The organism is Streptomyces sp. NBC_00654, from assembly GCF_026341775.1.
Classification (GTDB): domain Bacteria; phylum Actinomycetota; class Actinomycetes; order Streptomycetales; family Streptomycetaceae; genus Streptomyces.
Genome location: NZ_JAPEOB010000001.1, coordinates 2,071,887 through 2,086,425, shown reverse-complemented (window position 1 = coordinate 2,086,425; position 14,539 = coordinate 2,071,887). Strand labels below are relative to the sequence as shown.

Annotated in this window: 11 protein-coding genes; all 11 read right to left on the bottom strand. The window is 71.8% G+C overall.

Translation table 11 applies throughout. The features are described from left to right. Window positions 1-384: 384 nt before the first annotated feature. Window positions 385-558 (bottom strand): hypothetical protein, encoded by a 174-nt coding sequence (locus OHA98_RS09085; protein WP_266924124.1) that lies wholly within the window; start codon window positions 556-558, stop codon window positions 385-387. Window positions 559-792: 234 nt separating this feature from the next. Next, a complete protein-coding gene (locus OHA98_RS09080) occupies window positions 793-1,539 on the bottom strand; it encodes a hypothetical protein (protein WP_266924122.1) in 747 nt (248 codons plus the stop codon). Between the two features lie 61 nt (window positions 1,540-1,600). Further along, window positions 1,601-2,155 carry a GNAT family N-acetyltransferase gene (locus OHA98_RS09075; RefSeq protein ID WP_266924120.1) on the bottom strand — a complete coding sequence of 185 codons (555 nt, stop codon included), beginning with the start codon at window positions 2,153-2,155 and terminating at the stop codon, window positions 1,601-1,603. Next, entirely contained in the window at window positions 2,133-4,403 is a 2,271-nt protein-coding gene (locus OHA98_RS09070) for an MMPL family transporter (RefSeq protein ID WP_266924119.1), read from the bottom strand. The genes OHA98_RS09075 and OHA98_RS09070 overlap by 23 nt, the downstream gene beginning before the upstream one ends. Window positions 4,404-4,651: 248 nt before the next feature. Beyond that, window positions 4,652-6,763, bottom strand: coding sequence for a phosphocholine-specific phospholipase C (locus OHA98_RS09065; RefSeq protein ID WP_266924117.1), 2,112 nt, complete (start codon window positions 6,761-6,763; stop codon window positions 4,652-4,654). A 166-nt stretch (window positions 6,764-6,929) separates the two neighbouring features. Continuing rightward, a complete protein-coding gene (locus tag OHA98_RS09060; protein WP_266924115.1) occupies window positions 6,930-8,243 on the bottom strand; it encodes an SLC13 family permease in 1,314 nt (437 codons plus the stop codon). Between the two features lie 93 nt (window positions 8,244-8,336). Next, window positions 8,337-9,845: an Asp-tRNA(Asn)/Glu-tRNA(Gln) amidotransferase subunit GatB gene (gene gatB / locus OHA98_RS09055; RefSeq protein ID WP_266924113.1), complete on the bottom strand. Its 1,509-nt coding sequence runs from the start codon at window positions 9,843-9,845 to the stop codon at window positions 8,337-8,339. Window positions 9,846-9,861: 16 nt separating this feature from the next. Then, entirely contained in the window at window positions 9,862-10,101 is a 240-nt protein-coding gene (locus OHA98_RS09050) for a hypothetical protein (protein ID WP_266924111.1), read from the bottom strand. Beyond that, entirely contained in the window at window positions 10,098-11,600 is a 1,503-nt protein-coding gene (gene gatA, locus OHA98_RS09045; protein WP_266924109.1) for an Asp-tRNA(Asn)/Glu-tRNA(Gln) amidotransferase subunit GatA, read from the bottom strand. Before gatA ends, OHA98_RS09050 begins: the two co-directional genes overlap by 4 nt. A 6-nt stretch (window positions 11,601-11,606) precedes the next feature. Next, window positions 11,607-11,903, bottom strand: coding sequence for an Asp-tRNA(Asn)/Glu-tRNA(Gln) amidotransferase subunit GatC (gene gatC, locus OHA98_RS09040; RefSeq protein ID WP_003966094.1), 297 nt, complete (start codon window positions 11,901-11,903; stop codon window positions 11,607-11,609). A gap of 284 nt (window positions 11,904-12,187) precedes the next feature. Further along, window positions 12,188-14,434, bottom strand: a complete 2,247-nt coding sequence (locus OHA98_RS09035) for a bifunctional diguanylate cyclase/phosphodiesterase (protein WP_266927816.1) — start codon at window positions 14,432-14,434, stop codon at window positions 12,188-12,190. Window positions 14,435-14,539: the final 105 nt, after the last annotated feature.

Below are 14,539 nucleotides of genomic sequence, written 5' to 3'. Positions count from 1 at the left end.
CGACCGGCGGTTCCTCGCGCGGGCGTGACGGATGTTGAAGTTGCAAACACAGCAGTCCCCTCCGATGCGGCTCATCCTTGAGGCGCGACAGATGCGCCACACGAGATACGTGGGAGAGTCGCGAAACCAATGCCAAGTGCCCTATGAGCACGAGGAGATCCTATGAGCGAGAGGTGCTAGAGGATCCTCAGGGGCGCCATCTCAAGGTTTCGAATCGACATCGTTACTTCTGGTGATGGGGCGTCCGAGTACGCACACGCTCCGTGACACCGTTTTGCGCCCCACCAGCACCTTCAACAAGATCGTGTTTCATACGCTCGGATCCGGCGGTCTGCCTGGGGCACCTTTGGCCGGGCGCGGACAACAGGGATGGCGGGACAGCCTTCAGGCGGCGTGCGCGAAGCGGTCCTGGTCCGTGGTCACCCGCCCCTCGGGATCCTCGCGTCCGGGGCGGCGCTCCGCCCGGCGGGCGACCAGGGCCCGGCGGACGGTGCGCTGGGCCTCGGCCCGGCGGATCAGCTCGGCGGCGTTGACCTGGTGGAGCTCGTACGCGTACACGGTGCTTCTCCCCGATGACAGCATGCGGCGGCGGGGCTCGCCGGCCGGTCGGCCGGGGGCGCTGTTCCCGCTCTGTCCGCTGTGCTCCCACTGTCGTCCACGGGGGTGTGCCGCCGCATCGGGCGAGTTCCGTATCCGCGCGGGTGGGGGGCCTTAGGCGCGGGGAGGGACGCCTTAGGGACACGGGCCCGGGGCACTCGGGCCGCCGTACATGCCCCGGGGCCGGGGGGAGGCTCAGCCTCCGGTGGGCGCGGTGGGCGCGTCGGGCAGGGCGACGAACAGGTCGAGGTACATCCCGGCGGAGATGATGACGCCGAGTACGCCGAGTGCGACACCGGCCAGCGCGACGGCACGGATCCAGCCGGGCTGCGGGAGGTCGGAGGGGGCGCCGAAGGCCGGGCGTACGAGGACCACGACGCCGACGAGCAGCGCGAGCAGCGCGAACAGGCCGTTGACGAAGGCGGTGGTGTGCCAGGCGTCCCCGTAGATCTCGTTGATCTGCTGGACGGCGCTGCCGCCGCCGGACATCTGGATCTGGCCCAGCAGGGTCTCGCGCTCGGCGGCGACGCGGCCGGACCAGGCGCCGGTCAGGGAGACGACGCCGAGTGCGGCGGCGACGACGGCCGCCGCGCCCGCGCCGACGCCGCGGGACGCCTCGGCGAAGGCGTCGGGCTCCAGGTCCTCGTCGTCCGGAGCGTCGTCGTGCAGGTCCTCGGCGTCGTCGGCCGCGTCGTCCTTCGCCACGGTGCCGGAGGCGTCGCTGTCCGCCTCGGCCGCGTCGCCCTTCTCCGCCGCTTCGGCCGCGCCGCTGTCCGCCTCGGCCGCGCCGCTCTCGCGCGGCCCGTCGTCCTTCGCCGGTGCGTCACGGTCGCCGTCCGTGCCCGGGGTGTCCCGCACGGCGTCCGGCTCCGTGGCCGTCTTCTCCTCGCGGCCGTCGACGGTGCCGGGGGCGGTGGAGGTCTTGGAGGGGGTGGTGTTCATGCGCCGCACGCTAGGGGGCCCGGATGAGAACCTTCTTAACGTTGCGGCGCTCCTCTGCCTCTCAGCCCCGCTGAGCACGCCATTCCGGTGCCAGGACGGACCAGATCTCCGAGTCGTGCCGCGTCCCGCGGTACAGGTAGTTCTCGCGCAGGACGCCGTCGCGCTTCATGCCGAGCCGCTTGGCCACGGCGATGCTGGAGGTGTTGGCGGCGGAGGCGTCCCACTCGACCCGGTGTATTCCGCGGACGTCGACCGCCCAGTCGATCAGGTGCCGCATCGCGCGGGTGATCAGACCGCTCCCCTGGCCGGCCGGCTCCAGCCAGCAGCCGACCTCGCAGTTGCCGGACTCCGCGTCGAAGATCCGGAACAGAACACCGCCGAGGAGCGTGCCGTCGCGCCAGATGCCGTAGAGCCGCCCCGTGTCGGCCGCCTGCTTGTCCGCGTACCGCTGGAGCAGGGTGCGCGCCGAGGCGAGGTCGGTGGCGGCGGCCGCGAACGGGATCCACGGGTCGACCAGGGCGCGTGCCCGGTCCATGTGGGCCAGGAACTCCGGTGCCTGCCAGACCTCCAGCGGGCGCAGTTCGGCTCCGTCGTCACCCAGGGATACGGCGAACATGGTGGTGCTCCTTCTCGTACGGCTGTTCTCGGTGGGCGCGCCGTCCGACCGGTCCGGTCTCCTCGTCCACGCGCGCTCCGGGGATTTTCGCACGCGGCGCCCGGCGGTCCGGCGGCTCGATGCTGATCCGCGGCAGCCATCGGTCCAGCCGCCGGGGCAGCCACCAGTTCGCCCCGCCGAGCAGGTGCATCAGCGCGGGTACCAGCAGGGTGCGCAGGACGAACGCGTCCAGGGCGACCGCGACGGCCAGTGCGATGCCGAACATCGAGATGACCCGGTCGCCGCTGAGCACGAAGGCGAGGAAGACCGAGATCATGATCACCGCGGCCGAGTTGATCACCCGGCCGGTCTCGGCGAGCCCGACCCGGACCGCCCGCCGGTTGTCCCCCGTCTCCAGCCACTCCTCGTACATCCGCCCCACCAGGAAGACCTGGTAGTCCATCGAGAGGCCGAAGAGCACCGAGACCATGATCACCGGCAGGAACGGCTCGATGGGCCCCGCGCTGCCCAGTCCCAGCAGCTCGCTCCCCCACCCCCACTGGAAGACCGCGACGACGACACCGAAGGACGAGGCCACGGCGGCCACGTTCATCACGGCGGCCTTCAGCGGGATGCCGATGGACCGGAAGGCGAGAAGCAGCAGGAGACAGCCGAGCGCGACGACCACGCCGACGAAGAGGGGCAGCTTGCCGATGACGACCTCGGCGAAGTCGTCATAGCTCGCCGTCACCCCGCCCACATGGGCGCGCAGCGAGGTGCCGTCACTCACCGGCGGCAGGACGTCGGCCCGGATCCGGTCGACCAGTTCGCTGGTCCGCTTCGACTGCGGTGCCGAGGTGGGTACGACGGTGAGGAACGCCGTGTCGCCGGCGTTGTTGTGGACGACGGGACCGACCGACGCGACGCCCTCGGTGGCCCGCAGAACGGCGGGCAGCCCGTCCAGGGCGAGCCGGTCGTCGGCGCCGTCGAGCCGCGCGGCGATCGTCAGCGGCCCGTTGACGCCGGGCCCGAAACCGTCGGCCAGCAGGTCGTACGCCTGCCGGGTGGTGGAGGTGGCGGGGTTGCTGCCCTGGTCGGAGGTGCCCAGGTGGAGCGCGGTGGTGGGCAGTGCGAGGACCAGCATGATCACGGCGGCGGCCGCTCCGAGCAGTTTGGGGTGCCGTTCGACGAACGCGGACCAGCGGGCGGCGAAGCCGGTGGGGAGTTCGGGCTGCGGCCCGCGCTCGGCGAGCTGCCTGCGTTCGCGCCGGCTCAGTGCCCGCATGCCGATGAAGGAGAGCAGCGCGGGCAGCAGGGTCACCGAGGCGGCCACGGTCAGGACGACGGTGAGCGAGGCGGCTATCGCGACGCCGTTGAGGAAGCCGAGCCGCAGGATCAGCATGCCGAGCAGGGCGATACAGACCGTCGCCCCGGCGAAGACGACCGCGCGCCCGGTCGTCGTGACGGCGTTCCGCGCCGCCTCGGCGACCGTCATCCCGCGCTTGAGCCCCTGGCGGTGCCGGGTGACGATGAACAGCGCATAGTCGATGCCGACGCCGAGCCCGATGAGCATGCCCAGCATCGGTGCGAAGTCGGCGACGGTCATCACATGGCCGAGCAGCACGATGCCCGCGTAGGCCGTGCCCACGGAGACGAGCGCGGTGGCGAGGGGCAGCATGCTGGCCGCGAGCGAGCCGAACGCCAGGAAGAGGACGACCCCGGCGACGGCCACCCCGACGGCCTCCCCGAGATGGAGGGCGGGTGCTTCGGTGAGGGCGACGGCGGTGCCGCCGAGTTCGACCTGGAGCCCGTCGCCCGCGGCCGCCTTCGCGGTGTCGACGAGCGCCTGCGCCTGTTCCTTCGGGATGTCGTCGGCCTGGTGGTCGAAGGTGACCGCGGCGTAGGCGGTGTGGCCGTCCTCGCTGATCTGCCCGGTGCCGGAGGCCCCGTACGGGCCGGTGACGTCCCCGATGCCGGGCAGGTCCTCGATCGCGTGCAGGGTCCGGGTCATCGTCTGCTCGACGTCGGCGGCCCGGACCGTGGAGCCGGTGGTGTGCCACACGACGGTGTTCGTGTCGCCGCCCAGGTCCGTGAAGCCCTGCCGCAGAAGTTCGGTGGCCCGGCCGGATTCGGTGCCGGGCGCCTCGTAGTCGTTGGAGTACGCGGACCCCGCGAAGCCCGCCGCCGTGGCGGCGCCGCCGAGGGCGAACAGCCAGATGAGAACGGCGACGAGGCGGCGCCTGATGCACCAGCGAGCGATGGCGGCCAACGGACGGCTCCCTGCGGGTTCGTGGACCCTTATCCGGAGATAGCAGGAAGTTCCGGTAAACGTCGCATCACCTGAGAACCGTCACTCTGACAGCCAACTGTGATCGTTTGTCCCTTTCGTGGCCATGGTCACAGGGCTTGACATCACTCCTGCACGCATGGGGCCCGCCGTCTGCACGCGTCGCTTCGCCTCCACGCGCGTCGTGCCCGCGCCCCGCCGGGTCGGCCGGGTCAGCCGGGTCAGCCGGGTCAGCCGGAGACGCTCGCCCGGCCGTTCTCGATGTGCCCCATCAGCCGGCGCCGGAAGGTGCCCTCCCCCTCGGCCGTCACCTCGAGGTCGTACCAGCCGTGGGCGTCGGCCGCGGAGTGCACGACCGTACGGCTGCGCCCCGGCTTGACCCGGACCTTCCGGGTCCAGTCCCGGAGGTCGTCCTCGTCGACGTACGCCAGCGGCCGCACCGTGAACGTGAGCGTCCGCCTGCCGGTGTTGCGCAGGGTGAGATGCAGATCGCGCTCATGGGCGTCGATCCGGGACGCGACCTCGGCGGTGCCCTCGGCCGGCCCCTCGAACTCCCGCCGGAAGCCGTTCGGCCCGGTCACCGTGAACCGGTACGCCTCGCCGGTCAGGGGCACCGTCCACTGCGCGGTGCCCCTGACATCGCGGTGCTGCGGAGCGGGGAACTCCGCCGCGTACGGATACAGCGCGAAGTGGGCGGAGGACCGGCCGGTGTTGCTGAGGGCCACCCGCAGCTGTCCGTCCACCCGGCGCACCTGGGCGTCGGGCTGGTACGGCAGGGCCCTGGCCGGGCGGGCACCCGGCTCCTGCACGGGGCGCTGCTGGACGGCGGGCGGCTTGGGCTGCCAGCGGCCGCTGAACGGCGGAATGGCGGCGGGGTGGGCCACCTCCGGCTGCCGGCGGGCCCGCTTGAAGTCGAAGGCCGAGGTGAGGTCCCCGGTGACCTGGCGCCGCCAGTCGCTGATGTTCGGCTCGCGCACCCCCGTCCAGCGCTCCAGGAAGCGGATGACGGAGGTGTGGTCGAAGACCTCGGAGCAGACGTATCCGCCCACGGTCCACGGCGAGACGACCAGCAGCGGCACCCGAACCCCGAGGCCGGTGGGCTTGCCCTCCCACTGCTCCTCGGTCACCTCCGGAGGGGCGACCGGCGGCGGAACATGGTCGAAGAAGCCGTCGTTCTCGTCGTAGTTGATGAGCACGGCGGTGTGCCGCCACACGTCGGGGTGCTTGCCGAGCGCGTCGAGGACCTTGTAGACGATCGTGGCGCTGTGCACCGGCGAGGAGACGCTCGGGTGCTCGGAGTCGATCGCGGAGGGCACCAGATACGAGACCTCGGGCAGCGTCCCGGCCGCCACGTCCTTGGCGAACTCGTCGGCCAGGGTGCCGGTCTCGACCCGGCGCAGCGCCCGCTCGAAGAGGCTGCGCTCGGACTTCGTCAGCGTGGCGACCCCCTCCTCCAGGAGCCCCAGCAGCCGCTCCCGCTCGCCCGCGTCGTCCGTGTCCCGGACGGCGGCGTAGAAGGACTCCATGAAGGTGTGCCCGCCGGTCCTCGCCAGCGCCTTGCGGGCGACGGCCTTGAAGGTGGCGAAGAACTCGATCTGGTTGTCGGTGAAATTCTCCCACTCGGTGTACGTCCGCCAGCTGCGCCCGGCCTTCTCCAGCCGCTCCGCGTAGGTGCTCCAGTCGTAGCCGGGGTGGGTGCCCTCGTTGTACGCGTCGTTGCCGACGGCCCGCTTGCCGTTCGGCTCGTTGCCCGTCTTCCCGCTCCACAGGTGGTTGCGGTTGGGGCTGGTCGACGTGTGGATCGAGGAGTGGTAGGCGTCGCAGACCGTGAAGGTGTCGGCGAGTTCGTAGTGCAGCGGGATGTCGCGGCGGTCGTAGTACGCCATCGTGGCGGCCGTCTTCGCGGTGATCCAGCCGTTCATCCAGCCACCGGCCCAGGCCTTGGAGCCACCGCTCCAGGAGTGGTCGAGGGCGCCGATGTACTGGAGGTCCTTCTTCTGGGTCTCGGCGGCCCCCCGCACCGGGAACGGCAGCACGGTGGTGCCCAGCGGACCCGGCTGCTCGAAGACGGACCTGCCCGAAGGGAGTTCGATCGCGTTGCGGTCGCCGAAGCCGCGCACCCCGCGCAGCGTCCCGAAGTAGTGATCGAAGGAACGGTTCTCCTGCATCAGGATCACCACATGCTTGATGGCGCCCAGACCGTCACGGCCCGCCCCCGCCGCAGCGGGCTGGGCGGCTATCGCGGCCTGGAGCGACGGTGGCAGGAACGATCCGGCCGCCGCGGCGCCGAGTGCGCCGCCGCCGAGCGCGAAGAGCCGACGCCGTGAAATGTCCGTGGTCAAGTGAGCCTCCCGATTCCGGTGGTACGGCGGGGAAGTTAGTCAAGCCAGATGGCTGCGGGAAGACCGCTGCACGGCATGGCGGTGAACGTCCAAGAGGTGGTCCCGGAAAGTCCAAGCGGCAGCCCCCGGGCCGCGACCGGCGGACCGCCCGCCCGGCCGCCGTTGCTCACACCCCGATCAGCCTCAGCGACCCCCACAGCGCGACCGTCGACACCGCCAGCGTCGCGGGTACCGCCACCAGCCCGAGCCGGGTGAAATGGCCGAGTTCCGGTTCCATGCCGTGGACGTGCAGGATGCGGCGCCACAGCAGGGTCGCCAGCGAGCCGACGTAGGTGAGGTTCGGGCCGAGGTTGACCCCGATCAGGGCGGCCAGCATTGGTCCGGGACCGGCCGCCGCGACGACCGGGAGCAGGGCCAGGATCGCCGGCAGGTTGTTGATCAGATTGGCCAGTACGGCGGCCACCGCCGCGACCGCGAGCAGGTCGGGGAGCGAGGAGCCGTCCGGCAGGAGCGCGCCGATGCCGGAGCCGAGCCCATGGTCGACGACGGCCTCCACCACGACGCCCAGAGCGAGCACGAAGAGGCAGAACAGCGGGTTGGCGGCCCGTACCAGTCCCCGGGCCGTCGTCCGGCGCTGCCCCAGGGCCCGGACCGCGAGCACCGAAGCGCCGGCCAGCGCCGCCCACAGCGGCTCCGCGCCCGCGAACGAGGTGAGGACGAAGCCGGCCAGGGTGAACGCGAGGACGACGAGCGTGAAGACGGGGACTCCGGTTTCCTCCCGCTCCTGTCGCGGCTCCGGTTCCAGCCGCGGCTCCGGCTCCCACTCCCGCCTCGGCTCCCGCTCCTGCCGCGGCTCCGGCGGCTGCGCCCCGGCCGCCAGATCCGCGGCGAACGCGCGGCGGAAGATCACGTACTCGACGGCGATGGCCCCCAGCCAGGGCAGGGTCATCAGCGCCGCGAACCGGGTGAAGGACAGCCCGCTCGCGGTGAACGCCAGCAGATTGGTCAGATTGGAGACCGGGAGCAGCAGGGACGCCGAATTGGCCAGGTGCGCGCAGGCGTAGACGTACGGGCGGGGCCGGGCGCCGACGCGGGCGGCCGTCGCGAGGACGACCGGGGTGAGCAGGACCACCGTCGCGTCCAGGCTGAGGACGGCGGTGATCAGCGCGGCGACGGCGAAGACCCCGCCCAGCAACGGACCGGTCCGGCCTCCGCAGACGCGGGCGACGAGGTTCCCGGCCGCGGTGAACAGCCCCTCGTCGGCGCAGAGCTGGGCCAGGACGAGGATGGCCGCGAGGAATCCGACGACCGGCAGCAGATCTGCCGTCCGGGCCAGTGCCGCGTCGAACGGCACCATCCCGGCCCCGACGACCAGCAGCGCGGCCGGGACGGCCACGACCGCCTCCGGCAGCCCTCTGGGGCGTACGACCGCGAACGCCAGCACCGCGAGCAGCAGCGCGGCGGACAGGATCCCGGCCATGACGGTGTTCAGCGGACACTCCGGAGCGGTCGAAAGGGGCGGTGCGTCCCGGACCACGGGTGCACCGCCCCTCCAGGGACGTACGGGACGGGCTCAGCCCTCGACGCCGAGCTTCTCCAGGATCAGCTCACGCACCCGGGCCGCGTCCGCCTGGCCGCGGGTCGCCTTCATGACCGCGCCGACGAGCGCGCCCGCCGCCGCGACCTTGCCGCCGCGGATCTTGTCCGCGATGGCCGCGTTCGCGGCGATGGCCTCGTCGACGGCCGTGCCCAGCGCGCCCTCGTCGGAGACGACCTTCAGGCCGCGCTTCTCGACGACGGTGTCCGGGTCGCCCTCACCCGCGAGGACACCCTCGATGACCTGGCGGGCCAGCTTGTCGTTGAGGTCGCCCGAGGTGACGAGCTCGGCCACCCTGGCGACCTGCGCCGGGGTGATGGGGAGCTCGTCGAGGCCGCGGCCGGTCTCGTTGGCGTTGCGGGCCAGCTCGCCCATCCACCACTTGCGGGCCTGGTCCGAGGGGGCACCGGCCTCCGTCGTGGCGACGATCAGGTCGACCGCGCCCGCGTTGAGGATGGACTGCATGTCGTGCTCGGAGACACCCCACTCCTCCTTGAGCCGCGCGCGGCGCAGCCGGGGCAGCTCGGGGAGGTTCCGGCCGAGCTCCTCGACCCACTCGCGGGCCGGCGCGACCGGCACCAGGTCGGGCTCCGGGAAGTAGCGGTAGTCCTCGGCGTTGTCCTTGATGCGGCCGGCGGTGGTGGAGCCGTCCTCCTCGTGGAAGTGCCGGGTCTCCTGCACGATCGTGCCGCCGGAGTTCAGTACGGCGGCGTGCCGCTGGATCTCGAAGCGGGCGGCACGCTCGACGGAACGCAGCGAGTTCACGTTCTTCGTCTCGGAGCGCGTACCGAACTTCTCGGTGCCGTTGGGGCGCAGCGACAGGTTCACGTCGCAGCGCATCTGGCCCATCTCCATGCGGGCCTCGGACACACCGAGCGCCTTGATGAGCTCGCGCAGCTCGGCGACGTACGCCTTGGCCACCTCGGGGGCGCGGGCGCCCGCTCCCTCGATCGGCTTGGTGACGATCTCGATGAGCGGGATGCCGGCGCGGTTGTAGTCGAGCAGGGAGTGGGACGCGCCGTGGATACGGCCGGTGGCACCGCCGACGTGCGTCGACTTGCCGGTGTCCTCCTCCATGTGGGCGCGCTCGATCTGCACACGGAAGATCTCGCCGTCCTCCAGCTGGACGTCCAGATAGCCGTTGAAGGCGATCGGCTCGTCGTACTGGGAGGTCTGGAAGTTCTTCGGCATGTCCGGATAGAAGTAGTTCTTCCGGGCGAAGCGGCACCACTCGGCGATCTCGCAGTTCAGCGCGAGACCGATCTTGATGGCGGACTCGACGCCGATCTCGTTGACGACCGGCAGCGCGCCGGGCAGCCCGAGACAGACCGGACAGGTCTGTGAGTTGGCGTCCTGCTTGAGCTCCGTGGAGCAGCCGCAGAACATCTTGGTCTTGGTGCCGAGCTCGACATGGACTTCGAGGCCCATGACGGGGTCGTAGGACGCGAGGGCGTCCTCGTACGGCACCAGGTCAGTGACAGTCACGGTGAAACTTTCCCTCTCAGCCCAGCAGAACGTCGTCGTCGCCGATGCGCTTCAGCTCGCGCAGCAGCAGGGCGACACCGGTGGCGATGGCGGCGGCGGAGACGACGGCGTCGATCAGCCGGAGCGTGTCGCCTTCGAAGCGGGCCTTCCTGGCCTGCTTGATGACGCCGACTGCGCCGAAAGCGGTGGTGCCGATGGACAGGTACGTACCGGTCTTGGACTTCTTGAAGCCCTTGGCCTTGGTCAGTGCGCTCACAGTGACGGAGCCTCCTCCAGCAGCGGGTGCCCCCACTTTTCCACGAATGCGGCCTCGACGGCCGCTCCGACCTTGTAGAGACGGTCGTCCTTCATGGCGGGGGCGATGATCTGGAGCCCGACCGGCAGACCGTCCTCCGGGGCCAGGCCGCAGGGCAGCGACATGGCGGAGTTGCCTGCGAGGTTGGTCGGGATGGTGCACAGGTCCGCGAGGTACATCGCCATCGGGTCGTCGGCGCGCTCGCCGATCGGGAAGGCGGTGGTGGGCGTCGTCGGGGAGACGATGACGTCCACCTGCTCGAACGCCTTCTCGAAGTCCCGGGTGATGAGGGTGCGGACCTTCTGGGCCGAGCCGTAGTACGCGTCGTAGTAGCCGGAGCTGAGCGCGTACGTACCGAGGATGACGCGGCGCTTGACCTCGTCGCCGAAGCCGGCCTCGCGGGTGAGCGCGGTGACCTCCTCGGCGGACTTCGTGCCGTCGTCGCCGACGCGCAGGCCGTAGCGCATGGCGTCGAAGCGGGCCAGGTTCGAGGAGCACTCGGACGGCGCGATCAGGTAGTACGCCGACAGGGCCAGGTCGAAGGACGGGCAGTCGAGCTCGACGACCGTGGCGCCGAGCGACTTCAGCAGCTCGACCGACTCGTTGAACCGCTGGACGACACCGGCCTGGTAGCCCTCGCCCGAGAACTGCTTCACGACGCCGACCCGCATGCCCTGTACGGAGCCGTTGCGGGCGGCCTCGACGACCGGCGGGACCGGGGCGTCGATGGACGTCGAGTCGAGCGGGTCGTGGCCGCCGATGGCCTCGTGCAGCAGCGCCGCGTCCAGGACCGTACGGGCGCAGGGCCCGCCCTGGTCCAGGGAGGACGAGAAGGCGACCATGCCGTAGCGGGAGACGCCGCCGTAGGTGGGCTTGACGCCGACGGTGCCGGTGACGGCGGCGGGCTGGCGGATGGAGCCGCCGGTGTCCGTGCCGATGGCGAGCGGGGCCTCGAACGAGGCGAGCGCGGCCGCGGAGCCGCCGCCGGAGCCGCCCGGGATACGGGTGAGGTCCCACGGGTTGCCGGTCGGGCCGTAGGCGCTGTTCTCGGTGGAGGACCCCATGGCGAACTCGTCCATGTTGGTCTTGCCGAGGATGACGACGTCGGCGGCCCGGAGGCGCCGCGTCAGGGTCGCGTCGTACGGCGGGACCCAGCCTTCGAGGATCTTCGAGCCGACGGTGGTCGGCATGTCCTTGGTCGTGAAGATGTCCTTCAGCGCGAGCGGTACGCCGGCCAGCGGGCCGAGCTTCTCGCCCGCGGCCCGCTTCGCGTCGACGGCGCGGGCCTGCGCGAGCGCGCCGTCCCGGTCGACGTGCAGGAACGCGTGGACCTTCTCGTCGATGGCGTCGATCCGGGCCAGGTGGGCCTCGGTGACCTCGACGGCCGTGAGCTCACCGGAGGCGATCTTCTCGGCGGTCTGCGCGGCGGTGAGCTTGATGATGGTGCTGATATCCGTCATGACTGTTTAGTCCTCCCCCAGGATCTGCGGCACCTTGAAACGCTGCTGCTCCTGGGCCGGGGCGCCGGAGAGTGCCTGCGCGGGGGTGAGCGACGGACGGACCTCGTCCGCGCGCATGACGTTGGTCAGCGGCAGCGGGTGGGAGGTCGGCGGTACGTCTTGGTCGGCGACCTCGGAGACGCGGGCGACCGCGCCGATGATGTCGTCGAGCTGACCGGCGAAGTGATCGAGCTCTTCGCCCTTCAGCTCCAGACGCGCCAGCCGGGCGAGGTGGGCGACCTCCTCGCGCGTGATGCCAGGCATGCAGCGATCCTCAGGGGTTGGTGTGTGGTTTTGGCCGGGCCGGCGGCACATGTGCACCGTCCGTCCGAGGGACGGACCGCGCGGCGTCCGGTGCGTGCGATCGCAAGGCGCCGGAGCGCCCTCGTGGCGGAGCCACGTGGGCGTTTCGGCAACGCGGCGAGCGAGCGTGCCAGGCGTCGCGCGGCAGGTGGAAATGTGCCACCGGCCCCCAATCCTATGGGGTCGCCCACGGCCCGGTCCCCCACCCGCCCGTTCCCCCGGCGGGCGTCCGTCCGCGCCGTGCGTCAGGCGGTGGCCGGTCCAGTGTTCACCGCGCGGCCCGACGGCCGCTGCTCGGCCTCCGCGGCGCCGTTCAGCACCGCGCCGTTCGCCGCTCCGTTCACGGCCCCGTTCGCCACGGCCCCGTTGACCGACCCGTGCGCGGCCCCGTTCACCGCGCCGTGCGCGGCTCCGTTGACCGCGCCATTGGTCACCGCACCGTTGGTCACCGCACCGTTCGTCATCGTTCCGTTCGCCGCGCTGCCGTTCGCCGCCGCGGCGGCCGCGGCGGCCGCCGCCAGCTCGGCGGGCCGCCGCCAGCCGTGCTCGCCGCGGGCCCGCAGCCAGGCCGTGGCCTCCTGCGGCGGCATCGCGGCCGCGACCAGCCAGCCCTGCACCGCGTCGCACCGCAGGTCCCGCAGGCGCTCCCAGGTCTCGTCGTCCTCGACGCCCTCGGCGACGACGAGCAGGCCGAGGGAGTGCGCGAGGTCGATGGTGCAGCGGACGATCTCCGCGTCCTCGTGGTCGATGGCCAGCCGGGCGACGAACGACCGGTCGATCTTGAGCTCGCTGACCGGCAGCTTGCGCAGATGGACCAGGGAGGAGTAGCCGGTGCCGAAGTCGTCGAGGGACATCTTCACGCCGTGGCCGGTCAGCCCGGCGAGTGTGTCGGCGGCGCGCTGCGGGTCCTCCAGCAGTACGTGTTCCGTTATCTCCAGCTGGAGCGCCCCGGCCGGGACACCGTGCCGGGCCAGCCGGGCCGCGACGCTGCCGGCGAAGCCCGGGGTGTGGACATCGCGCGGGGAGACGTTGACGGCGACGGGGACGAAGAGCCCCTGCGCCCGCCACCTGGCGACCTGGGCCAGCGCCGTCTCCAGGACGTACTCCGTGAGGTGCGGCATCAGGCCGGACGACTCCGCGATGGCGATGAACTCGTCCGGGGGGACCCTGCCGCGCTCCGGATGCACCCAGCGCACCAGCGCTTCGAGCCCGGCGACCTGCCCGTCGAAGCGGACCTTGGGCTGGTAGTGGAGTTCCACCTCGCCGGCGTCCAGCGCGCGCCGCAGGTCGCCCAGCAGGCCGAGCCGGTCGGGGGTGTTGCTGTCCCGCTTGGACTCGTACACCTCGACACCCGTACGGTCCCGCTTGGCCTGGTACATGGCCACGTCCGCGCGCCTGAGCAGTCCCTCGGCGTCCAGCGCGTGGTCGGGGTAGACGGCGACCCCGGCGCTCGCCTCCAGCACCAGCGTGAGGCCGTCGAGGTCGAGCGGCGAGGAGAGCTCCGCGACCAGGTGGCGGGCCACCCGCTGGGCACTGGTGGTGGAGTCGGCCTGGGGCAGCAGCACGGCGAACTCGTCCCCGCCCAGGCGGGCGGCCTCCGCTCCGCGCGGCAGGGCGAGCCGCAGCCGGTCCGCTATCTGCAGCAGCAGCCGGTCCCCCGCCAGATGGCCGAGGGTGTCGTTGACGGCACGGAAGCGGTCGAGGTCGATCAGGACCAGCGCGGACCTGGTGCCGACGCTCTCGGCGTCCTCCAGCGCCGACCAGGTCCGCTCCAGCAGCCACTGCCGGTTGGGCAGCCCGGTCAACGGGTCCCGCAGCTGCTCCTCGGCCCGCGCGCGGGCGATCCAGAGCGTGGAGTCGAGGGCGATCAGGGGAACCGCGAAGAGCGGCAGCAGTACGGGCATGGCGATCGCGACGACGCAGATCAGCGGGGCGATACCGAGCAGGGCGACGGCGACGAGGCCCTGGCGCAGCAGCGCGGTCCGGGCGATGGTCGGCAGCCCGCCGCACTGCGGTGCCCGCGCGTACCACAGCAGCACCCGGGTGACGAGGAGATACGTGGAGGCGGCCAGGAGCACTTCCGGAACGGCGTCGATGCCCCAGTCGGGTGGCTGCCAGGGCTTCTCGACGGTCGGGACCTCGCCGAAGGCGGTGAGGACGAGGGCGGCGGCGCCGATGCCCAGGATGTCGACCGCTCCGTGCAGCAGCCCCTGCCACCAGCGGTGCCGCCGGGCCGTCCCGACGAGGACCACGACGACCGTGCTGACCAGGCCCGCGGCCACCCAGCCGTAGAGCAGCAGCACGGCCAGGGTGAGGGCGGCCCCGGAGCCGGTGCCGCCCCACCAGCGGTCGCGTCCCAGCGCGACCAGGTGGCCGACGATGACTCCGGTGAGCAGTGCGAGGGACCAGCCCACGGAGCCGTCCGGGAAGAGCGCGTGGCCCTCGCGCACCGTGCGGTAGAAGCCGGTCGCCAGCTGGACGGCGGCGACCATCACGACGACGGCACCCACTTTGGGCGTGAGGCCGACGAAACCTTGCAGCCGCGCCACCGGTGCGGCGCTCTCGGTCGGTTTCATTCCGTCCCTCTCACAGCCGGC

What these genes read in the sequence shown, in the direction of transcription:
- OHA98_RS09080 (WP_266924122.1), bottom strand. Translation starts at nt 1,539, where the DNA reads ATGAACACCACCCCCTCCAAGACCTCCACCGCCCCCGGCACCGTCGAC.
- OHA98_RS09075 (WP_266924120.1), bottom strand. Translation starts at nt 2,155, where the DNA reads ATGTTCGCCGTATCCCTGGGTGACGACGGAGCCGAACTGCGCCCGCTG.
- OHA98_RS09060 (WP_266924115.1), bottom strand. Translation starts at nt 8,243, where the DNA reads ATGGCCGGGATCCTGTCCGCCGCGCTGCTGCTCGCGGTGCTGGCGTTC.
- gatA (WP_266924109.1), bottom strand. Translation starts at nt 11,600, where the DNA reads ATGACGGATATCAGCACCATCATCAAGCTCACCGCCGCGCAGACCGCC.
- gatC (WP_003966094.1), bottom strand. Translation starts at nt 11,903, where the DNA reads ATGCCTGGCATCACGCGCGAGGAGGTCGCCCACCTCGCCCGGCTGGCG.
- OHA98_RS09035 (WP_266927816.1), bottom strand. Translation starts at nt 14,434, where the DNA reads ATGGTCGCCGCCGTCCAGCTGGCGACCGGCTTCTACCGCACGGTGCGC.